Here is a 20,138-nt window from a genome sequence, read left to right on the forward strand (position 1 = left end):
GGACGCCGCCCGCCCGGCGGCGCGCCAGCGGGCGAGTGCGCCCCCGTAGAATGCCCCGCCATGAGTTACCAGGTCCTCGCACGCAAATACCGCTCCCGCACCTTCGAGGAGCTGATGGGTCAGGAACACGTCGTGCAGGCCCTGGCCAATGCGCTGACGCAGCAGCGCCTGCATCACGCCTACCTGTTCACCGGCACCCGCGGCGTGGGCAAGACCTCGGTGTCGCGGATCCTGGCCAAGTCGCTGAACTGCATCGGCCCGGACGGCACCGGCGGCATCACCGCCCATCCCTGCAACGTCTGCGACGCCTGCCGCGACATCGACGCCGGCCGCTTCGTCGACTACGTCGAGCTCGATGCCGCCTCCAACCGCGGCGTCGAGGAAATTTCCCAGCTGCTGGACCAGGCCGTCTACAAGCCGGTCGTCGGGCGCTTCAAGGTCTACATGATCGACGAAGTGCACATGCTCTCGAACACCGCCTTCAACGCGATGCTGAAGACGCTGGAGGAGCCGCCCGAGTACCTGAAGTTCGTCCTCGCGACGACCGACCCGCAGAAGGTCCCCGTGACCGTGCTGTCGCGCTGCCTGCAATTCAACCTGCGCCCGATGGCGCCGCAGACGGTGCTGGAGCACCTGACGCGCGTGCTGGGCAACGAGAACGTCCCGAACGAACCCGGTGCGCTGCGCCTGCTGGCGCGCGCGGCGCGCGGCTCGATGCGCGACGCGCTGTCGCTGACCGACCAGGCCATCGCCTTCGGCTCGGGCGAGCTCAAGGAAGCCGGCGTGCGCCAGATGCTGGGCAGCGTCGATCGCGGCCATGTGCTGGGCATCCTGAACGCGCTGATCGCGGGCGATGGCGCCGCGCTGGTCGGCGCCTCGGACCGGCTGCGTGACATGGGCCTGTCGGCGGGCGGCACGCTCGAGGACCTGGCGGTGGCGCTGCAGCACCTGGCCGTGGCGCAGGCGGCGCCGGGGGCGCTCGACGCGGGCGATCCCGACCTGGCCGAACTGCTGCCGCTGGCCAGCCAGTTGCCGTCCGACGAAATCCAGCTGATGTACAGCATGGCGCTGCACGGCCGCCAGGAACTGCCGCTCGCGCCGGACGAATACGCCGGGCTGACGATGGTGCTGCTGCGGATGATGGCGTTCCGGCCGAACGGGCAGGGCGCTCGACAGCCATCGGCGCCGGAGGGCAGCGCGGCACGGACCGCGTCCGCCCCGGCGTCGGTGGCGAGCGCCGCACCGGTTGCCCGTCCGCCGGTGAGCGCCGCGCCGCCGGTCCACGCGGAACCGGTGCGTGCGCCGGAGATGCCGGCTCCGGCTCCCGCCGTGCCGCGCGTGGCGGAAGCCGTCGCGCCGGCACCTGACCCTGAGCCCGAGCCGGCGCCAGCCCCCGAATCCGCGTCGGCGCCGGAACCCGCGCCCACACCGCCGCTCACACCGGCCCCCGAGCCCGAGCCGGAACCTCAGCCGGTCACCGCGGCGCCCGAACCCATCGCCGCTGCGCCGGTGCCGCAACCCGCGCCGGCCCCCGCACCGACCCCCGCGCCAGCCCCCGCGTCCATGGCCGCTCCCGCGCAGGAAGCGCCCCGCGCGCCGGCGCCGTCCGGTCCCCTGCGTGCCGCGCCGGCGGGCGCTCCGGCGACGCGCTTCAGCGACCGGCTGCGTCCGCGTGCGGCGCCGCTGGCGGCCGCCAAGGCCGATGCCGACGCCGAGGAGCCGGAAGACCTGTCCCCGCCGCACGACGACGACGGCCCTCCGCCCTGGATGGACGTGCCGCCGCCGTCGGACGAGGAGGCCTCGCTCGGCATGTCGATGCCGGACATGGACGATCCGGTGCCCGACAACGCCGGCGACGGCATCTACGTCTCGACCGCGATCGAGGAAGTGGTGCTTGTCCCCACCGCGCTGGGCGAACGCTGGCACGCGCTCGCGCCGCAGTTGGGCCTGAACGCGCTGGCGCGCGAGCTGGCGCTGCAGGCCGAATGCCTGGAGATCGACGAGGCCGCCGAGCCGCAGCGCTGGCGTTTCCGCGTCGAGCGCGAGTCGCTGCGCCAGCCCGGCCTGCAGGAGAAGCTGCAGGCGGCGCTGGCGGCGCTGACCGGCAAGCCGGCGCGCGTCGAAATCGAGGCGGGGCGCGCCTCCGACTCGCCGGCGCTGCGCGACACGCTGGCGGTGCGCGCCCGCCAGCGGCAGGCCGAGGCCATCATCCTCGAGGACCCGGAAGTCCAGCAGCTGCTCGCGCAGTTCAAGACGGCGCGCATCCTGCCGGGCTCGATCAAGCCGGCCTGACCGGCGCCGCGGCCGATCCGGCGCTGGGCGACAATCCCGCCCATCGCATCGACCTCCGGGTCGCGTCCCCGGTCGGCCATCCACCGCACCATTGAATCTCTGAACAAGGAATCACGATCATGATGAAGGGTCAACTCGCCGGCCTGATGAAGCAGGCGCAAGCGATGCAGGACAACCTGAAGAAGGCGCAGGACGAACTCGGCAACATCGAGGTCGAAGGCCAGTCCGGCGCCGGCCTGGTGAAGGTCACGATGACCTGCAAGCATGACGTCAAGCGCGTCGCCATCGATCCCAGCCTGCTGGCAGACGACAAGGACATGCTGGAGGACCTCGTCGCCGCCGCGTTCAACGACGCCGTGCGCCGTGCCGAGCAGGTCAGCTCCGAGAAGATGTCCAAGCTGACCGCCGGCATGCCGCTGCCCCCGGGCATGAAGTTCCCGTTCTGATCGGACGACGGTGACCGCGCTCGACCAGTTGATCGAGGCCTTGCGGCGCCTGCCCGGCGTGGGCCAGAAGTCGGCCCAGCGCATGGCCTACCACCTGCTGCAGCACGACCGCGCCGGCGCCGACGCGTTGGCCCGCGCGCTGCAGGATGCGGCGCGCAACGTGCGCCATTGCGAGCGCTGCCACACCTTCAGCGAGACGCCACTGTGCGCCATCTGCTCGGACCGTCACCGCGACGCGCGGCTGCTGTGCGTGGTCGAGTCGCCGGCCGACCAGGCCGCGATGGAGCGCACCGCGTCCTACTTCGGCTACTACTTCGTGCTGCAGGGCCGGATCAGCCCGCTGGACGGCGTGTCCACCCGGGAGATCGGCGTGGACCAGTTGCTCGAACGGGCCGCCGATGGCCAGGTGGAGGAGGTCATCCTCGCCACCAGCTTCACCGCCGAGGGCGAGGCCACCGCCCACGTGCTGGCCGAGGCGCTGCGCGCGCGCGGCCTGCGCAGCACTCGGCTGGCGCGCGGCGTGCCGGTCGGCAGCGAGCTGGAGTACGTGGACCTGGGCACGATCGCGCACGCGCTGGTGGACCGCCGCTCCACCTGACCGACCGCCGCGGCCGGCCGCGCCCGCATCGCGGCATCCATCCAACGCCACGCCCGGGGAGGGCGCTCGATGACCATCGCCAACCATTGCCTGATCGTCGCCTGCCTGCTGCCGCTGCTGTGCGCCTGGGTGGCGAAGTCCAAGGGCATCGGCAAGCGCCGCCGTGACGGCGGTTTCGACAACCACGATCCGCGCGCCTGGCTCGGCCGCCAGACCGGCTGGCAGGCCCGCGCCAACGCGGCGCAGGCCAACAGCTTCGAGGCGCTGCCGCTGTTCATCGCCGGCGTGCTGGCGGCGCAGCAGATGCAGCACGAGCAGGGCCGCATCGACGCGCTGGCGCTGTCCTTCATCGCGGTGCGCCTGGTCTACATCGCGCTGTACATCGCCGATCGGCCGACGCTGCGCAGCGCGGCCTGGGCCATCGGCGTGGCCTTGTCGGTCGGGCTGTTCTTCGCCTGACGCCGCGCGCTGCCTTCCTCGCCTCGTGAGACGGAGACGGCCGGCTCAGCGCAGCGCGGTCTTGGTCGACACGGTGCGGGCGCCCTTGCCGTCGCCGCTGGCGACCTTGGCGCTGCGGGTCTTGGCGCCGGCCTTGGCCTTGCCGGAGGCGGTCGACGCCACCTTGGTGACCTTGCCCGACTTGGCCGACGCCTTCGAAGCGCCGGACGGTTCCACCGAAGCCAGCGTCTGGCCCTCGCGCACGTAGACGACGATCTGCTGGCCCGGCTTGAAGGTGGCCTTGGTGCTGACGCGGTTCCACTGCGCCAGCTGCGTCGTGCCCAGGCGATGGCGGCGCGCGACGCTCGCCACCGTGTCGCCCTTGTTCGCCTTCAGCGTCACGCGGCGCATCGGCGGCACGTCGGGCGCGAAACCGATGCGGGCGTTGTCGGCCAGGTGCTCGGAGACGTCCTGGTCGCGCGACGCGGTGCGCGGCACCAGCAGCGTCGAGCCCTTGGTCACCAGCATCCGCGCCGGGATGCGGTTGATCTCGCGCAGGCCGGTCTCGCTCATGCCAACCTGCTTGGCGGCGTCGGCCGGCTTCATCGTGCGGGGCACGACCCAGGCGGTCCACGACGCCAGCGGGCCGCGATGCTTCTCGAGGTTGGCCACGAAGGTGCTGGCGTTGTCGTAGGGCAGCAGCAGCTGGCCGCTGCTGGCCGCCAGGATCACCGGCTTGTTCATCGACGGGTTGAACTGGCGGAAGGTCTCCTCGTCCAGCTCGGCCAACTGCGCGGCGCGGGTCACGTCGATGTCGCGGTCGATGTTGACCGACAGGAAGTACGGATGGTTCGCCACCGCCGGCAGCTCCAGGCCGAAGGCCGACGGGCGCATCACGATGTTCTTCACCGCCTGCAGCTTGGGCAGGTAGTAGCGCGTCTCGTCGGGCATGCGCAGGCTCTCGTAGTCGATCGGCAGGCCCGCCTTCTGGTTGCGCGCCACCGCCTTGCTGACGTTGCCCTGGCCCCAGTTGTAGGCGGCCAGCGCCAGTTGCCAGTCGCCGTCGAACAGCTTGTTCAGGCGCTGCAGGTAGTCCAGCGCGGCCTTGGTGGAGGCCAGCACGTCGCGGCGGTCGTCGCGGAAGATGTTCTGCTTGAGGTCGAAGTCCCGGCCGGTGGCGGGCATGAACTGCCACATGCCGACGGCCTTGGCGCTGGACTGCGCATCGTTGCGGAAGGCGCTCTCGACGAAGGGCAGCAGCGCCAGTTCCATCGGCATGCCGCGCTTCTCGACTTCCTCGACCACGTGGTACAGGTACAGGCTGCCGCGGCCGGTCATGCGCGCGACGTAGTCGGGCCGGCTGCTGTACCAGTCCTCGGCCTTGCGGACCAGGTCGTTGTCGAGCTCGGGCATCGCCATGCCGGCGCGCATCCGCGCCCACAGGTCGACGTGGGTCTTCGGCGCGTCGAGGTCGACCTTCTGGCCGGGGTTCATCGTGTCCTCGAGCAGCACGTCGAGCTTCTCTTCCGGCGCGGTGGCCACGCTCGCCACCGGCGTCGCGGGCGAGGGCACGGCCGAGGCGGCCGCCTCGACCGCCTGCACCGTCTGCTGCGCCACGGCCTGCGCGTCCTGGTTGTCGGCGGGCGCGACCGGGCGGTTGGCGCAGGCGGCCAGCACCAGCGGCAGCAGCGCGGCGAGCAGCGTCAGCGCCGGACGCTTCGAAGCGGTGGAGGAGGGGGAAGCGGCGTCCGCGCGGTCCGCGGAGCGGGAGGAACGAAGCAGCGGGAAGGACGGGGTCGGGTGTCGATGCATCGGGGTCTCAGCGAAAGTCGTTCTTCCATCGGCGCAGCCCGGCCAGGACCGAGACCGGCTCCGCGGTGACGCTCGGGTCATGGCGCTGCGCGGCCGCGCGGACCTCGGCGTGCTCGCAGCGCAGGAAGGGGTTGATCTGGAGCTCCACCGCGATGGTGGAGGGCAGGGTGGGCAGCGACTGCTCGCGCCGGGCCAGACACCAGGCCTCGTGGCGCGCGACCGCCTCGTTCTGGGGTTCGACTGTGCGAGCAAATCGCAGATTCGACAAGGTGTACTCGTGCGCGCAGCAGACCCGGGTTTCTCCGGGCAGCGCGGCCAGCTTCGCCAGCGAGGCCTGCATCTGCGCCGGCGTGCCCTCGAAGAGCCGGCCGCAGCCGGCGGAGAACAGCGTGTCGCCGCAGAACAGGAGGGGCGCGTCGCCGTCGGCCGGATGCTTCAGCACGAAAGCGATGTGACCGGCGGTGTGGCCGGGGACGTCCAGCACCTCGAAGACCTGGCCGAGCAGCTCGACGCGGTCGCCCTCGCGCAGCGGCACGACCGGCACCGGCATGGTTTCGGTGGCGGGACCCCAGACTTGTGCGCCTTGCGCCAGCAGCGGCAGCAATTCACGCAGGCCGCCGACGTGATCGCCGTGGTGATGCGTCACTAGAATGCCCTGCAGGTCCAGGCCGAGCGCGCGCAGCGCCTCCTTCACCGGCGCGGCGTCGCCCGGATCGACCACCAGGGCCGACCGGCCGTCATGCAGCAGCCAGAGGTAGTTGTCTGTGAAGGCGGGAACGGCGACCAGGTTCATGCAGGCAAGGGGATCGGGTTCCAGATGAAGACGCGGGGCCAGGACGAGGACACCGACGCGAAGGCGCCGATTGTAGAGGCGCAGGTCCGGCCGGACGCTGCCGCGGCGGAGCTCGCGCACTGGCTGCGCACGCCGGCCGGGCGCTACCTGCTGGCCTGGGAACAGCGCTTCATCGACGCCGCCGTGATCGACTGGTTCGGCTATCACGCGCTGCAGCTGGGTTTCCCGGAACTGCACGGCCTGCGCACCAACCGCATGACGAACCGGTGGCTCGCGCTGGACCATCGGCCGTTCGAGGACGCCGTCGCCGGGCCGCCGCGGCCCTCGCTGATGGCGCATCCGCTGGAATACCAGCCCGAACCGCAGGCCGAGCCCGCGCCGGGCCTGGGCGGTGCGGGCCGCGCGGCGATCTTCTGCGAGTTCGACGCGCTCCCGTTCGAGGCCAACAGCCTGGACCTGGTGCTGCTGCCCCACACGCTGGAGCAGGCGGTCGATCCCCACCGCTGCCTGCGCGAGGTCGAGCGGGTGCTGCGGCCCGAGGGCCGGGTGGTGATCCTGGGCCTGAACCCGGCCAGCCTCTGGGCCGTGAGGCAGAATCTCGCCCGCGTCAACGGCCGGCTGCTGAGCCGCGCGCCGCGGCTCTACCTGCCGGAGGAGCGCGAGTACATCGGCTACTGGCGGCTGCGCGACTGGTTGCGGCTGCTGTCGTTCGAGGTCGAGCGCGCGCAGTTCGGCTGCTATCGACCGCCGCTGCTGAGCGATCCCTGGCTGGCGCGCTGGCAGTGGATCGAGAAGCCCGGCGGCAAGTGGTGGACGGTGCTGGGCGCGCTGTACGGCGTCATCGCGGTCAAGCGCGTGCACGGCATGCGGCTGATCGGGCTGGCGCGCGGCAAGAAGCGCGTCGCCAAGGCCGCGCCGGCGGTGGCCGCCATCCACCATCATCATCATCGCGACGACGTCGAGGTCGACTGAGCCTCGACGCGCCGCACGCCCGGACCCGGCCCGCTGCCGTGTCCGGTCCGTCTTTTTCACCTTCCCTGTTGCTCCGCTCCGTTCATGACCGATACCACTCCCGCCGCCGCGCCCGCCGCGCCGAAGATCGCCAAGCCCAGCGTCGTCATCTACACGGACGGCGCCTGCAAGGGCAACCCGGGTCCGGGCGGGTGGGGCGCCTGGCTCAAGAGCGGCGACCACGAGAAGGAGCTGTTCGGCGGCGAGCGCAACACCACCAACAACCGCATGGAGCTGACGGCGGTGATCGAGGCGCTGAGCTCGCTCAAGCGCAGCTGCAACATCGTGATCTACACGGACAGCGAGTACGTGCGCAAGGGCATGACGGAGTGGATCTCCGGCTGGCAGCGCCGCGGCTGGAAGACCGCCGACGGCAAGCCGGTGAAGAACGCCGAGCTGTGGCAGCGCCTGGATGCGCTGCGCAAGCTGCACACGGTGGAATGGCGCTGGGTCAAGGGTCATGCCGGCGACCCCGGCAACGAGCGCGCGGACGCGCTGGCCAACAAGGGCGTCGGCGTCGCGAGGTAAGTCGCGGCCGCCCACTACACTCCTGCGCCTGTCCCCGACCTTCGCCTCTGCCTTCACCATGGACAACCATCCGCTGATCGACTGGCATTCGATGTTCATGGGCGTGGCCCTGCTGGCCAGCGCCCGTTCCAAGGACAGCCGCAAGCGCAACGGCGCCTGCATCGCGAGCGGGGACTACAAGATCGTCGGGGTCGGCTACAACGGCCTGCCGCGCGGCTGCGACGACAACGACCCGGCCTACTGGTCCGATGACGACGCCGATCCCGCCAACTCGCGCCACAGCTACATCGTCCACGCCGAGGTCAACGCGATCCTCAACTGCGTCGTGCTGCCGCTGACCGGCAGCACCATCTATACGACCCAGTACCCCTGCCCGCGCTGCGTGCAGTCCATCATTCAGGTCGGCATCCAGCGCGTGGTCTACCTGGAGAAGAAGGATCATCAGGTCGGGCTCAACGCGGCCTCGGCCAAGATGCTGACCGACGCCCGCATCGACGTGCTGGCGCTCAACGAGCTGGACGTGCCCGCCGCCGCCTGGTGCACCGAGCTGTCGGGCTTCATCGCCCGGCCCCGTCGCTGATCGACGCCGGCCGGCCGCGCGGCGATCGCAGGAACTGGGCCGGATTTCCCCCGCTTTTCCCGCTCAAGTTCCGGGCGGTGCGATCCATCATCCTGTCCACGCCGACATGAATCGCTCCGAGGCCGCCATGCACACCCCCATCCCCCCGCACCTGATGCCCGAAACCGCCCAGGCTCCCTGGGGACTGGTGCCGGATCTCGGCCTGACGGTGGCCGGGACCGCGAGCATGGACGAGCTGCTGACGCTGCAGGACCTGATGGCCGACCACGGCCTGACGCTGCAGCCGACCCGCATGCTCTACGACCGCCTCTATGCGCTGGAGCGCCTGTCCACGGCCCATGCGCGCGGCGATGCCCGGCTGCAGGCGGTCGCGCAGGACCTGTTCGACGCCTACCAGCGTCGCGGCGAGTGGATCGGCCTGGTGCACTGAGCACGCCGTCTCCGCAGGATCGAATACAGAAGGCGCCCGCGAGGCGCCTTTGTCGTTCCTGCGCGTGGGGCCTTCCACACCGTGGCTAAGATCGATCGCCCACTTCAGGAGGAAACCATGAATGCTCCGCGCATTTCCAGTGACTTCCCGCCCGGCCTGCACGGCGGGCTCGAGCATGACGACGAGGACCATCGCGTCGGCGAGACCGGCCAGAAAGGGCCGGAAGGCGACGGCGACATCGACCGCGCCCACCACGAGCAGCGCGACTCCGGCGATCACGCCGAGCGCCCGCGGACCAAGCCACCGATTCCGGGGCGCTGACCTCTGGCCGCCAATCCCTGGTTGTTGATCTCGGCCGTTAATACCGGCGTTGCAGCCGGCCGTTGATCAGCTGGCGCTGGCCGGCGCCGACGCGGGCGTCGGGCCGGTCGCCTTGCGCCAGCTCGCCAGGGTGTTGGCGAACTCGATGACCGCCATCGCGTAATAGCTGCTCTGGTTGTAGCGGGTCACCGTGTAGAAGTTCTGGGTGCCCGCGACATACACCGGTGCGGCGCCGCCCATCTGCAGCTCGATCAGCGCCAGCGGCCCGTTGTGCGCGCGTCCCTGCGGCGACAGCTGCGCGCCGACCGATTCGAACTGCCGCGCATCGAGCTGCGGCAGCACGTCGCTGATCAGCAGCTGGGCGCGGGCCGCGGTGTCATTGGGCACCTGCACCTCGTAATGCGTCGGCATGCCGCGCTGCCAGCCGTGCTCGCGCAGGAAATTGGCCACCGAGCCGATCGCGTCGACCGGGCTGTTGATCAGGTCCACATGGCCGTCGCCATCGAAGTCGATCGCGAAGCGCCGCCAGCTGCCCGGCATGAACTGGCCCCAGCCCATCGCGCCGGCGTACGAACCCTTCATCGCCATCGGATCCAGGCCGTTCTCGCGCGCCAGGATCAGGAACTGGCGCAGCTCCTCGCGGAAGAAGGGGCTGCGGTCGCGCGCGCCGGGCGGCAGCGGCGAGGGGTAGTCGAAGCTCAGCGTCGCCAGCGCGTCCAGCACACGGAAGCCGCCCATGATCCGGCCGTAGAAGGTCTCCACGCCGATCACCGACGCGATCATCTCCGCCGGCACGCCATAGGATGCCTCCGCGCGCGCGAGCGCCGCCTCGTGCGTCGCCCAGAAGGCCAGCCCGGCCTGCAGCCGCTGCGGCTCCACGAAGCGCTGACGGTAGGCGCCCCAGTCCTTCGCCTGTCCCGGCGGCCCCGGCAGGATCAGCCGCTGCACCGCCGGCTGCGGACGCGCCAGCGCCAGGATCGCGCGCAGTTCCTCGCGCCGGTAGCCGAGCGACTCCGCCTGCGCGTCGGCGAAGGCCATGACGTCGTCGCGGTCGCCATAGGCTGGCGGCGGCGCGGGCTTGCGCGCCGGCTTCTTCGCGGCGGACTTCGGCTTCGCGGCCGGGTGCGGCTTGTGGGCCGTCTCCGCCAGCGCCGGCGCGGCGGCCAGGCCGGTCATCAGCGGTGCGGCGGCCATCGAGGCCTGGAGCAGGGAACGGAGGAAGACGCGGCGGGGCGTGGAGCGGCGGACAGCGGTCATGCGGGACTACGGCGGAGGCGGCGGTAATGGCGGAGATGGCGGATGCGGGCCGGCGAGCGGCGGTGCAGCGTCAAGCACATGGAAGAGGAGGGCTCAGCGGGCCAGCGCCTGACGGAGGTCGGCACACAGGGCCGCGAACTGGCGCTGCCATTGTGACGTGGCGGCGGCGAGGTCCTGCCGGTAGCGCTGCGCTTCCAATTGCAACAGCGCGGCCGCGACCGTCTCGGCCGGCGCCCCGTGGCGCTCGACCAGCGCCGCGGCCCAGCGGCGCGGGGTCTCGTCGTCGCGGGTGGCCAGGCCGAGGCGATCGAGTTCGCGCCGCACCCGGGCGCGTTGACGCGACCAGGGGTCGTGCGGCCGCCGGTGCCAGGCCGCCAGGCCAGCGCCGACCAGGGCCGCCAGCGCCATCAGGCCGCCGGCGACCTGGCCCAGCGCGGTCCAGTCCGGATTCTCGAAACCCAGGCGCTTGAGCAGGCTCATCTGCTCGCCGGTGGAGAAGTTCAGCACCGTCTGCTGCCAGCGGTTGTTCAAGCGCTCCCAGGCGGTGCGCAGCTCCGTCAGCAGGCCCGGGCGGAGCTGCTCCAGCGCGCCGGAGAACACGCCCGGCGACGGCCGCAGCGGCCGGCCCTGGATGCGATCAGGCGACACCGCCGCGGTCGGATCGGCGCGCTGCCAGCCGCCGGCGGCGGTCCAGAACTCGGCCCAGGCGTGGGCCTGGCTCATGCGCACGACCAGGTCGCCGTCCTGCAGCTGCGGGTCCGCGCCCTGGAAGCCGGTGACCACGCGGGCCGGCACGCCCGCCGCCCGCATCAGCACGACGTAGGCCGAGGCGAAGTGCTCGCAGAAACCGAGCTTGCGGTCGAACCAGAACTCGTCGATCGCATGGGGACTGGTCTCGCCATAGACGCCGGGGCTGAGGGTGTAGCCGAAGCCGTCGCGCCGGATGCGGGTCAGCAGCTCCCGGTTCACGGCGAGCGCGCGGGCGTCGTCGTCCAGCGTCGCGAAACGCTCCTGCAGCGAGGCGCCGAGCGCCCGCGCGCGCGGATTCAGGCCGGGCGGCAGGCTCAGCGCCTCGAGGCGGTCGGCGCGGCCGAGGCGGGTGCCCCATTGCGCGCGCGGCCAGGCCTCGTGCCGGAAGCGCAGCGTCTCCGCGAACGGCAGCGCGACCTGCCACTGGCCTTGCGGCGAGCGCGTCGCCGCCAGGCGTCCGACCGGGATCCGGTCCCCGGTGACGCCGGGGCTGAACTCCAGCAGCGGGATCGCGGTGACGCGCAGCGGCTCGATCGTGGCCTGGTAGCGGAAGACCGGGCCGTCCAGCGTCGGTGCCGCCTCGTGGCCGACCCAGGTCACCCGCGAGGCGGTCCACTGCTGGCCGTCGAAGCGCGTCAGCACCTGCGCCCGGAAGTACAGCTGCGGCTGCGCCGGCGGCGCGCCGTCGAAGCGCAGCCGCATCGCGATCGTGTCGTCGGTGGCGACTTCGGCGAAGGCGCCGAAGCTCATCGTGTCCGACAGCCCGGTGCGCGCGCCCGAGTCCTTGGGCAGCCCCCACAGCGGCGGGAAGCGCGGGAACAGCACGAACAGCGCCACCATCACCGGCAGGCCGATCAGCGTGTTGCGCGCCGCGATGCGCGCCGCCAGCCGCAGGCTCGGCACGCCCTGCGGCATCTGCGCCAGCACCAGCGCCGACAGCAAGGCCCAGACGCAGCCGATCATCCACACCGCGATCAGCGGCGACTGCGAGTACAGGAACTGGGTCAGCACCAGGAAGAAGCCGAGGAAGAACACGACGAAGGCGTCGCGCCGGGCGCGCAGTTCCAGCGTCTTCAGCGCCATCAGCATCGCCAGCATGGTGATGCCGGCCTCGCGTCCGAGGATGGTCTTGTGGGTGGCCAGGGTCAGGCCGATGACCACCGCCAGCACCGCCAGCAGGCTCCAGCGACCGGGCAGCGCCTCGCTGCGCCAGGCCAGCCGCGCGCGCCAGCCCAGCATCAGCGCGGTCAAGGCACTGCACCACCAGGGCAGGTGGCCGGCATGCGGCAGCAGCACGGCGGAAATGATCGCCAGCAGGAAGAGCGTGTCGCGCGCCTCGCGCGGCAGCGGGCTGCGGCGGCCCGCCCCCGGGACCGGGGCGGCGCTCATGGCTGCTCCTGCGCCAGCGCCAGCGCTTCCATGCAGTCGCGGAAATGCTCCGGCCCGAGGTCGGGCGCCAGCGAGACGCCGCGCAGGCGCAGGCCGTAGGGCAGGCCTTCCTCCTCGGCGCGCAGCACCCACGCGGCCAGGCGGGAGACGCGCTGCTCAAAGGGCAGGCCGCGCGTCGCCGCCAGGTCCAGCCACTGCTCGCTGGCGCGGCTGCCCAGGCGCTCGCGCACGAGCAGGGCCGCGCCGGCGCCGCTGCCGCCGGGGGGCTGCGGCTGGGCCAGCGCCAGCGCCGACTTCTTCCACAGGATCTGCCGCGGCGAGTCGCCATGCCGGTAGGGCCGCAGCCCCGGATCGTCGCCCAGCCCGGGCTGGCCCTGGCCCTGCGGCAGGCCTTCCTCGACGGCGGCGGCGGGCGGCGCTTCCAGCTCGGGCGCCGGATAGACCCAGGCCTGCGCGGCCGGCCGCCAGTAGCTCCAGGTCACGAACAGCCCGAAGGGGAATTGCGATTCGATGCGCAGCCGCGGCAGCGCATGCCGGCCGCGGGTCGGGAAGCTCAGTTGCAGCTGCAGCTGCGCATGGCCCTGCGCGGGCACGTCGGCGAAGGCGCTATCGGCGGATCTGGCGTCGGGCAGCCGCACGCCGACGCCGAAGCGCGCCGCCGAGGGGTTGTGCAGCCGGATGTCCAGCGCCAGCGGCTGGCCCGCGTAGGTCGGCGGCGGCGTCTTCAGGTCCAGCTTCAGGCCGCGCAGGTTGGCGTGGGTCGCGTTCATCGACGCCATGCCGGCGCCCGCGAGCACGAAGGTCAGCAGGTAGCCCAGGCTCAACTGGTCGTTGATCGACGCCAGCAGCAGCACCAGCAGGGTGACGACGAAGGCGGCGCCCGGGCGGCTGGGCAGGATGTAGAGGTTGCGCTGCGTCAGCGCGGTCGTGTCGCTGGCCGGGTGGCGGGCCTGCCACCACGCGTCCCAGCGCCGCTGCCACGGCCAGCGCAGGGCCGGCGGTTTCAGCGAGGGCAGCTTCCAGGCGGGCACGCGCACGGCGGTCTCCGGTCGGGCGGTCGCGAGGCCGCGCTCAGGGCAGCGGCACGGCGGCCATCATCGCGCGCACCTGCTCGCGGGCGCCGCGCGCGCTGCCGCCACGGGGGCGCAGCCGGTGCGCGATGGTCTGCGGCAGGATCGCCTGCACATCGTCCGGCGAGACATAGTCGCGGTCGCTCAGCAGCGCCTTGGCGCGCGCGGCGCGCAGCAGCGCGAGGCCCGCGCGCGGGCTCAGGCCTTCCTGGAACCACTCGCCGGAGCGCGTCGCCTCCAGCAGCGCCTGCAGGTAGTCCAGCAGCGCCGGCGAGACGTGGATGCGCAGCACCTCGCGCTGCAGCGCGCGCAGCTGTTCCGGCGTCATCACCGGCTTGAGCGTGCGCAGCTGCTCGCGGCTGTCCTCGCCCATCAGCAGTTCGCGCTCGGCCTGGCGGTCGGGATAGCCCAGGCTGATGCACATCAGGAAGCGGTCCAGCTGCGACTCCGGCAGCGGGTGCGTGCCGAGCTGCTCGCTCGGGTTCTGCGTCGCGATGACGAAGAAGGGTTGCGGCAGCGGATGGGTCGTGCCGTCCACGCTGACCTGGTATTCCTCCATCGCCTCCAGCAGCGCGCTCTGCGTCTTGGGGCCGGCGCGGTTGATCTCGTCGGCCAGCAGCACCTGGCTGAAGACCGGGCCGGGGTGAAACTGGAAGGCGCTGCCGCCGACGCCCTGCGCCCCGGGCTGGTAGATGTTGACGCCCAGCAGGTCGGACGGCATCAGGTCCGTCGTGAACTGGACGCGGGAGAAGCGCAGGCCCAGCGAGATCGCCAGCACATGCGCCAGCGTGGTCTTGCCCACGCCGGGCAGGTCCTCGATGAGCAGGTGGCCGCCGGCCAGCAGGCAGGCCAGGCAGTCTTCCGTCTGTGCCTGTTTGCCCTTGATGATCGTGCTAATCTGCCGCCGCAGGTCGGCCAGCGGTTGGGAGGCGAGGGTCGGGGCGTCGGAGCTCATCGACGCACGATATCTCAGAATCCCCACGGTCCGACGACGCCACGCGCACGCCCCGACCATGTCCACCGCCTTCATCAGCCACCCCGACTGCCATCGTCACGACATGGGCGCCGGTCACCCGGAATGCCCGCAGCGCCTGGCCGCGATCGAGGACTGGCTCATCGCCCACGGCATCGACACCGCGCTGGACCGGCACGACGCGCCGCGCGCCGAGCTGCGGGCGCTGGAGCGGGCGCACTCGGCGCGCTACGTCGCCGAGCTCAAGGCCGAGCTGGAGGCGCTCGAGCAGCAGGCCCGCGAGGGCGTGCCCAACCCGATGAAGGCGCTGGACCCCGACACCTGCGCCAACGCGCACACCTGGTCGGCGGCGCTGCGCGCGGCCGGCGCGGCGGTGCAGGCCACCGACCTGGTGATGGACGGCCGCGCCGAGAACGCCTTCTGCGCCGTGCGCCCGCCCGGCCACCACGCGACCCGCGAGCAGGCGATGGGCTTCTGCTTCTTCAACAACGTGGCCGTCGCCGCCCGGCATGCGCTGGACGTGCGCGGCCTGGACCGCGTCGCGGTCATCGACTTCGATGTCCACCACGGCAACGGCACCGAGGACATCCTCGCCGGCGACGAGCGGGTGCTGATGGTCAGCATCTTCCAGGACCCGCTCTACCCGTATTCGGGCAGCGAGCCCAAGGGCGCCAACATGCTCAACGTGCCGGTGCCGCCGTACACCCGCGGCGCCGAGGTGCGCGAGATGATCGAGTCGCTCTGGATGCCGGCGCTGGAGCGCTTCCGGCCGCAGATGGTGTTCGTCTCGGCCGGCTTCGACGCGCACCGCGACGACGACCTGGCGCAGCTCGGCCTGGTCGAGGCCGACTACGAATGGATCACGCTGCGCATCATGGACGTGGCCCGGCGCCACGCGAAGGGCCGCATCGTGTCCTGCCTGGAAGGCGGCTACGACCTGGGCGCGCTGGCGCGCAGCGTCGGCGTCCACCTGAGAACGCTGGCCGGGATCTGAGTGGGATCCCGCGCCGCCCGCTGCCCCGATTTCCATTCCCCATTCGACCGATAGACCCGGCCCCGGCCGCTTGCCGAATTGATCTCCTCCTTGAGCTCCACCCTGGGTACGACCGCGCCCCTGAACCACACCCTGAGCCTGCGTGAGCTGGAATCGCTGCTCACCATGCTGTCGCGACCGCGCGCGCTGATCGAGGTCGGCCTGGTGCTGGCCTGCCTGGCGCTGTCCTGGCTGATCGTCTACCGCATCAGCAAGCATGTGACGGCGGCGCCGGGTCACCAGTCGGTGCTGCTGGGCCACCGCGTGTACGACGGCGTGCTGTTCCCGGTCATCGCGCTGCTGCTGGCGCTGGGCGCGCGGCGGCTGATGCCGCTGCTGGGCGAGCCGGTCGCGCTGTTCCGCGTCGTCATCCCGGTGCTGCTGTCGCTGGTGGTGATCCGGCTGGTGGCGCGCGTGCTGCGGGCGACGATGCCCGATTCGATCGGCATCAAGCTGCTGGAGCGCAGCGTCTCCTGGGTCGCCTGGCTGGGATCGATCCTGTGGATCGTGGGCCTGCTGCCCATCCTCATCGACGAGCTCGACGAGTACAAGCTGGGTTTCCTGCCGAAGAACGCCAGAGGCGAGTCGACGACGGTGTACGACCTCCTGGTGGGGGTGCTGCAGGTCGGCGCCATCATGCTGGTGGTGTTGTGGCTGTCCTCGGCGATCGAGTCGCGACTGCTGCGCGGCAAGTCGGTGATGGACCTGTCGATGCGCAAGATCGCGGTCAACCTGACGCGCACGGCGCTGCTGGTGGTCGGCGCGATGGTGGCGCTGAACATGGTGGGCCTGAACCTGAGCGCCCTGTCCTGGCTGGGCGGCGCGGTCGGCGTGGGCCTGGGCTTCGGCCTGCAGAAGATCGCGGCGAACTATGTGTCGGGATTCATGATCCTGGCCGAGCGCTCGCTGCGCATCGGCGACATGGTCAAGGTCGACAACTTCGAGGGCCGCATCAGCGACATCAAGACCCGCTACACGGTGATCCGCGCGCTCAACGGCCGCGAGGCGATCGTGCCGAACGAATCGCTGATCACGACGCGGGTCGAGAACCTCTCGCTCGCCGATCCGCAGGTCAACGTGACGACCGTCGTCCAGGTGGCCTACGGCACCGATGTCGACGCCTTGTTCCCGCAGTTGATCGAGGAGATCCGGCGCGTGCCGCGGGTGCTGTCCGAGCCGTCGCCGTCGGTGTCGCTGAGCAACTTCGCGGCCGATGGGCTGGAGCTCACGATCGGCTTCTGGATCTCCGACCCGCACAACGGGCAGGGCGGGGTGAGGTCGGAAGTGAACCTGGCGATCCTGCGACTGCTGAATCGCCTGGAGATCGATATTCCGTTCCCGCAACGGGTGGTGCGGACGGTGACGATGGCTCCCGTCGAGCCAGCGTTGCCCTCAGACGTATCGGAAGCGCTGGTTCAGCATCGCACTGATGGTCTGGACAAGCCCGCCGGGCCACAGTAGGTCTTCCGTCCCTTTGGGCGGCAGGAGGTGGGCATGGCAAACAGCCGTCTGTCGACCGAGCCTTCGGAGGCCAGCAGACATCGCGCCGCTTCGGACGCAGGACGTTCGGGAGGCCAGTCGTCAAGGGCAGCCATCGCGGTCGCTGGCAGCCCCAGGCAGCAGGCTCAGCTCCAAGCGGTGCGGGCATGGCATCGAGGGACGGCGGCCACCGGCGGCAAAGGTGCCGTTGCAAACGGGCCGCTCACCACCCAGCTTTTCCGGCACAAGCCCTCCGGCAAAAAGATGACGGACCTGGGCGAGCCGGTCGAGGACTCCCATTTCCCGGAGGTTCTCCGAAGGCTGAATGCCGGAGAGATCGTGGCGGAATCGCCTCAGGAACTCGACGAGTTCCTGGGACGGGTCTTTGGTCGGTTCTACGACGGGTTCCCTACCGCGGAGGCGGTGGAAGAAGCTTTCAGGACACACGCGACTTCCGGCTCTTCCAGCGAGTCGTCGGTCGTCTCGCAGAACCAGGGCGATGTCTTCAGTTTCGTCTTCGAGGATCAGAAGTTCTTCGCAAAGAAGACCGTCGAGCAGGGCGGCGGAAACGAGGCGTTTGTGCCTTACCTTGCCATGCGACTGGGCCTGGGAGCGCATGCCAACCCGACCGTCTGGTATCAGGTCGGCGACGACCACTTCGCCGTGACCCGCTGGGTCCAAGGCCACTCCGCGAAGGACACGACGATCGCCGAGGGCGTCCAAAAGCTCCCAGACGAGCGGCTGATCGAACTGTTCGTCTTCGACTATCTGGTCGCCAGCTTCGACCGGACGACGACGAATGTATTTCTGACCGAGGACGGACGAGTGACCTTGATCGATAACGAAGGCAGCCTCGGCATGACGGGGCGCAGGGAGCCCACCAAAGGCCTTCCGACCGGCGCGGCTCGCGTCGGCATGAAGAGTGCCTTCCTCTATGCGTTCATGCAACGCCACGGTCTCAAGGCGTCGACAGCCTTTCCGCCTCCGAGATTCAAGAAGTCGGTTCCGGAAAAACTCCTCGCGGCCCCTGTTCCCCTCCAGATCGTGAAGACGGTGGTCACGATCGCGGACGAGATTTGCACGGTCCTGGATCTGCTGGGGATGAAGGCGCAGGTGCCTGCACTCCGGACCGGCATCCTGCATCTGAGCCAACTGGCGCAGCGAGAGCAGTTCACCGTGGGCGACCTGCTCTATTGAAGCAGCGATGCGGCGCTGCAAGGGGGCCGTTCGGAAGCTAAAAGAAAAGGCCACCCGAGGGTGGCCTTGTCGCTCGCGAGGGGAGGACCGTTCAGCCCGCCGCCACCGGGATCTTGACCGGCTTGCCCGCGGCGATGCGCTGCTGCCACTCGGCCGGGCCGGTGATGTGCGCGCTGGTGCCGCCGGCGTCCACCGCCACCGTCACCGGCATGTCGACCACGTCGAACTCGTAGATCGCTTCCATGCCCAGGTCCTCGAAGCCGACGACCTTGGCGTGCTTGATCGCCTTGGACACCAGGTAGGCGGAACCGCCCACCGCCATCAGGTAGGCCGACTTGTGGTTCTTGATCGACTCGATCGCGACCGGGCCGCGTTCGGCCTTGCCGATCATCGCGATCAGGCCGGTCTTCTCCAGCATCATGTCGGTGAACTTGTCCATCCGCGTCGCGGTGGTGGGGCCCGCCGGGCCGACCACTTCGTCACGCACCGGGTCCACCGGGCCGACGTAATAGATCACGCGGTTGGTGAAGTCCACCGGCAGCGATTCGCCCTTGGCCAGCATGTCCTGGATGCGCTTGTGCGCGGCGTCGCGGCCGGTCAGCATCTTGCCGTTGAGCAGCAGCGTGTCGCCCGGCTTCCAGCTGGCGACTTCGTCCTTGGTCAGCGTGTTCAGGTCGACGCGCTTGCTCTTGTTGTAGTCCGGCGCCCACTTCACGTCGGGCCACAGATCCAGGCTGGGCGGCTCCAGATAGCTCGGGCCCGAACCGTCGAGCACGAAGTGCGCGTGGCGCGTGGCGGCGCAGTTCGGGATCATCGCGATCGGCTTGGAGGCCGCGTGCGTCGGGTAGGTCTTGATCTTGACGTCCAGCACCGTGGTCAGGCCGCCCAGGCCCTGCGCGCCGATGCCCAGCGCGTTGACCTTCTCGTACAGCTCGATGCGCAGTTCCTCCAGCTTGTTCTGGGGGCCGCGCTCGAGCAGCTCATACATGTCGATGTCGTCCATCAACGCTTCCTTGGCCAGCAGCGCCGCCTTCTCGGCCGTGCCGCCGACGCCGATGCCCAGCATTCCCGGCGGACACCAGCCCGCGCCCATGGTCGGCACGGTCTTGAGCACCCAGTCGACGATGTTCTCGCTCGGGTTGAGCATGTAGACCTTGCTCTTGTTCTCCGAGCCGCCGCCCTTGGCCGCGACGATCACGTCGACGGTATTGCCGGGCACGACCTCCATGAAGATCACCGCCGGTGTGTTGTCCTTGGTGTTCTTGCGCTCGAAGATCGGATCGCTGAGCACCGAGGCGCGCAACTTGTTGTCCGGGTGGTTGTAGGCGCGGCGCACGCCTTCGTTGACGGCGTCCTGGATGGAGCCGGGGAAGTCGGCCCAGCGCACGTCCATGCCGATCTTCAGGAAGACGTTGACGATGCCGGTGTCCTGGCAGATCGGACGACGGCCCTCGGCGCACATCTTCGAGTTGGTCAGGATCTGCGCGATGGCGTCCTTGGCGGCCGGGCTCTGTTCGCGCTCATAGGCGCGGGCCAGGTGCTGGATGTAGTCGGCCGGGTGGTAGTAGCTGATGTACTGCAGCGCGGCGGCGACGCTTTCGACGAGGTCGGCGTAACGGATCGTGGTGGTCATGGTCGTGGGCTTGTCTCGGGGCAACCCCTCATTATCGCAAGCTGCCCGACACTGCGCTGACGCTGGAAAAGGTCCGATCACGTCCTCGCACGACACATGAGGCTTCTT

The 20,138-nt window shown here is 70.5% G+C and carries 19 protein-coding genes; 12 read left to right on the plus strand and 7 right to left on the minus strand.

Translation table 11 applies throughout. The features are described 5' to 3' along the window. Positions 1-60: 60 nt before the first annotated feature. The 4 genes from dnaX to FHT38_RS05705 all read left to right on the plus strand — a co-directional run bounded on the left by dnaX (position 61) and on the right by FHT38_RS05705 (position 3,795). Positions 61-2,292, plus strand: coding sequence for a DNA polymerase III subunit gamma/tau (gene dnaX / locus FHT38_RS05690; protein WP_183490589.1), 2,232 nt, complete (start codon positions 61-63; stop codon positions 2,290-2,292). 116 nt (positions 2,293-2,408) lie between these two features. Continuing rightward, complete coding sequence (locus FHT38_RS05695; protein WP_091723332.1) at positions 2,409-2,738, plus strand: YbaB/EbfC family nucleoid-associated protein; 330 nt, start codon at positions 2,409-2,411, stop codon at positions 2,736-2,738. A 10-nt stretch (positions 2,739-2,748) separates the two neighbouring features. Continuing rightward, a complete protein-coding gene (recR, locus tag FHT38_RS05700; protein ID WP_183490592.1) occupies positions 2,749-3,336 on the plus strand; it encodes a recombination mediator RecR in 588 nt (195 codons plus the stop codon). Positions 3,337-3,405: 69 nt separating this feature from the next. Then, the gene (locus tag FHT38_RS05705) at positions 3,406-3,795 is read left to right on the plus strand and encodes an MAPEG family protein (RefSeq protein ID WP_183490595.1); all 390 of its coding nucleotides are present in this window, start codon (positions 3,406-3,408) and stop codon (positions 3,793-3,795) included. Positions 3,796-3,840: 45 nt separating this feature from the next. Here FHT38_RS05705 and FHT38_RS05710 read toward each other — a convergent pair whose 3' ends face one another. Both FHT38_RS05710 and gloB read right to left on the minus strand, forming a co-directional pair. Beyond that, positions 3,841-5,586: a transglycosylase SLT domain-containing protein gene (locus FHT38_RS05710; RefSeq protein ID WP_183490598.1), complete on the minus strand. Its 1,746-nt coding sequence runs from the start codon at positions 5,584-5,586 to the stop codon at positions 3,841-3,843. A 7-nt stretch (positions 5,587-5,593) separates the two neighbouring features. Next, entirely contained in the window at positions 5,594-6,379 is a 786-nt protein-coding gene (gene gloB / locus FHT38_RS05715) for a hydroxyacylglutathione hydrolase (RefSeq protein WP_091723342.1), read from the minus strand. 24 nt (positions 6,380-6,403) lie between these two features. On the opposite strand from gloB, the gene FHT38_RS05720 reads away from it, so the two are divergent. The 5 genes from FHT38_RS05720 to FHT38_RS05740 all read left to right on the plus strand — a co-directional run bounded on the left by FHT38_RS05720 (position 6,404) and on the right by FHT38_RS05740 (position 9,249). Beyond that, positions 6,404-7,351, plus strand: coding sequence for a class I SAM-dependent methyltransferase (locus FHT38_RS05720; RefSeq protein WP_147242543.1), 948 nt, complete (start codon positions 6,404-6,406; stop codon positions 7,349-7,351). Between the two features lie 84 nt (positions 7,352-7,435). Next, on the plus strand, positions 7,436-7,918 hold the full coding sequence (rnhA, locus tag FHT38_RS05725; RefSeq protein ID WP_091723346.1) for a ribonuclease HI: 483 nt from the start codon (positions 7,436-7,438) through the stop codon (positions 7,916-7,918). A gap of 58 nt (positions 7,919-7,976) precedes the next feature. Next, a complete protein-coding gene (locus FHT38_RS05730; protein WP_091723348.1) occupies positions 7,977-8,498 on the plus strand; it encodes a deaminase in 522 nt (173 codons plus the stop codon). 127 nt (positions 8,499-8,625) lie between these two features. Then, a complete protein-coding gene (locus FHT38_RS05735; protein ID WP_091723350.1) occupies positions 8,626-8,928 on the plus strand; it encodes a hypothetical protein in 303 nt (100 codons plus the stop codon). 117 nt (positions 8,929-9,045) lie between these two features. Beyond that, positions 9,046-9,249, plus strand: a complete 204-nt coding sequence (locus FHT38_RS05740) for a hypothetical protein (RefSeq protein ID WP_091723353.1) — start codon at positions 9,046-9,048, stop codon at positions 9,247-9,249. A 66-nt stretch (positions 9,250-9,315) separates the two neighbouring features. Here FHT38_RS05740 and mltB read toward each other — a convergent pair whose 3' ends face one another. From mltB to FHT38_RS05760, 4 genes are all read right to left on the minus strand, one after another. After that, the gene (gene mltB, locus FHT38_RS05745; protein ID WP_255488609.1) at positions 9,316-10,506 is read right to left on the minus strand and encodes a lytic murein transglycosylase B; all 1,191 of its coding nucleotides are present in this window, start codon (positions 10,504-10,506) and stop codon (positions 9,316-9,318) included. 93 nt (positions 10,507-10,599) lie between these two features. Further along, positions 10,600-12,645, minus strand: coding sequence for a DUF3488 and transglutaminase-like domain-containing protein (locus FHT38_RS05750; RefSeq protein WP_183490600.1), 2,046 nt, complete (start codon positions 12,643-12,645; stop codon positions 10,600-10,602). Continuing rightward, positions 12,642-13,682, minus strand: coding sequence for a DUF58 domain-containing protein (locus FHT38_RS05755; RefSeq protein WP_310737350.1), 1,041 nt, complete (start codon positions 13,680-13,682; stop codon positions 12,642-12,644). The genes FHT38_RS05750 and FHT38_RS05755 overlap by 4 nt, the downstream gene beginning before the upstream one ends. 34 nt (positions 13,683-13,716) lie before the next feature. Next, positions 13,717-14,670: a MoxR family ATPase gene (locus FHT38_RS05760; RefSeq protein WP_183490602.1), complete on the minus strand. Its 954-nt coding sequence runs from the start codon at positions 14,668-14,670 to the stop codon at positions 13,717-13,719. A 58-nt stretch (positions 14,671-14,728) separates the two neighbouring features. On the opposite strand from FHT38_RS05760, the gene FHT38_RS05765 reads away from it, so the two are divergent. The 3 genes from FHT38_RS05765 to FHT38_RS05775 all read left to right on the plus strand — a co-directional run bounded on the left by FHT38_RS05765 (position 14,729) and on the right by FHT38_RS05775 (position 18,397). After that, positions 14,729-15,682 carry a histone deacetylase family protein gene (locus tag FHT38_RS05765; RefSeq protein WP_091723364.1) on the plus strand — a complete coding sequence of 318 codons (954 nt, stop codon included), beginning with the start codon at positions 14,729-14,731 and terminating at the stop codon, positions 15,680-15,682. A gap of 90 nt (positions 15,683-15,772) precedes the next feature. Then, complete coding sequence (locus tag FHT38_RS05770) at positions 15,773-17,182, plus strand: mechanosensitive ion channel family protein (RefSeq protein ID WP_255488610.1); 1,410 nt, start codon at positions 15,773-15,775, stop codon at positions 17,180-17,182. Positions 17,183-17,215: 33 nt separating this feature from the next. Beyond that, the gene (locus FHT38_RS05775; protein WP_183490604.1) at positions 17,216-18,397 is read left to right on the plus strand and encodes a hypothetical protein; all 1,182 of its coding nucleotides are present in this window, start codon (positions 17,216-17,218) and stop codon (positions 18,395-18,397) included. 91 nt (positions 18,398-18,488) lie between these two features. Here the strand turns inward: FHT38_RS05775 and FHT38_RS05780 are convergent, their stop codons facing one another. Further along, the gene (locus tag FHT38_RS05780) at positions 18,489-20,030 is read right to left on the minus strand and encodes a fumarate hydratase (protein WP_183490606.1); all 1,542 of its coding nucleotides are present in this window, start codon (positions 20,028-20,030) and stop codon (positions 18,489-18,491) included. Positions 20,031-20,138 lie beyond the last annotated feature (108 nt).

Origin of the sequence: Mitsuaria sp. BK041 (assembly GCF_014193085.1) — a bacterium.
Lineage (GTDB): Bacteria > Pseudomonadota > Gammaproteobacteria > Burkholderiales > Burkholderiaceae_C > Roseateles.

What these genes read in the sequence shown, in the direction of transcription:
- dnaX (WP_183490589.1), top strand. Translation starts at nt 61, where the DNA reads ATGAGTTACCAGGTCCTCGCACGCAAATACCGCTCCCGCACCTTCGAG.
- FHT38_RS05705 (WP_183490595.1), top strand. Translation starts at nt 3,406, where the DNA reads ATGACCATCGCCAACCATTGCCTGATCGTCGCCTGCCTGCTGCCGCTG.
- FHT38_RS05710 (WP_183490598.1), bottom strand. Translation starts at nt 5,586, where the DNA reads ATGCATCGACACCCGACCCCGTCCTTCCCGCTGCTTCGTTCCTCCCGC.
- gloB (WP_091723342.1), bottom strand. Translation starts at nt 6,379, where the DNA reads ATGAACCTGGTCGCCGTTCCCGCCTTCACAGACAACTACCTCTGGCTG.
- FHT38_RS05720 (WP_147242543.1), top strand. Translation starts at nt 6,404, where the DNA reads ATGAAGACGCGGGGCCAGGACGAGGACACCGACGCGAAGGCGCCGATT.
- rnhA (WP_091723346.1), top strand. Translation starts at nt 7,436, where the DNA reads ATGACCGATACCACTCCCGCCGCCGCGCCCGCCGCGCCGAAGATCGCC.
- FHT38_RS05730 (WP_091723348.1), top strand. Translation starts at nt 7,977, where the DNA reads ATGGACAACCATCCGCTGATCGACTGGCATTCGATGTTCATGGGCGTG.
- FHT38_RS05735 (WP_091723350.1), top strand. Translation starts at nt 8,626, where the DNA reads ATGCACACCCCCATCCCCCCGCACCTGATGCCCGAAACCGCCCAGGCT.
- FHT38_RS05740 (WP_091723353.1), top strand. Translation starts at nt 9,046, where the DNA reads ATGAATGCTCCGCGCATTTCCAGTGACTTCCCGCCCGGCCTGCACGGC.
- mltB (WP_255488609.1), bottom strand. Translation starts at nt 10,506, where the DNA reads ATGACCGCTGTCCGCCGCTCCACGCCCCGCCGCGTCTTCCTCCGTTCC.
- FHT38_RS05750 (WP_183490600.1), bottom strand. Translation starts at nt 12,645, where the DNA reads ATGAGCGCCGCCCCGGTCCCGGGGGCGGGCCGCCGCAGCCCGCTGCCG.
- FHT38_RS05760 (WP_183490602.1), bottom strand. Translation starts at nt 14,670, where the DNA reads ATGAGCTCCGACGCCCCGACCCTCGCCTCCCAACCGCTGGCCGACCTG.
- FHT38_RS05765 (WP_091723364.1), top strand. Translation starts at nt 14,729, where the DNA reads ATGTCCACCGCCTTCATCAGCCACCCCGACTGCCATCGTCACGACATG.
- FHT38_RS05775 (WP_183490604.1), top strand. Translation starts at nt 17,216, where the DNA reads ATGGCAAACAGCCGTCTGTCGACCGAGCCTTCGGAGGCCAGCAGACAT.
- FHT38_RS05780 (WP_183490606.1), bottom strand. Translation starts at nt 20,030, where the DNA reads ATGACCACCACGATCCGTTACGCCGACCTCGTCGAAAGCGTCGCCGCC.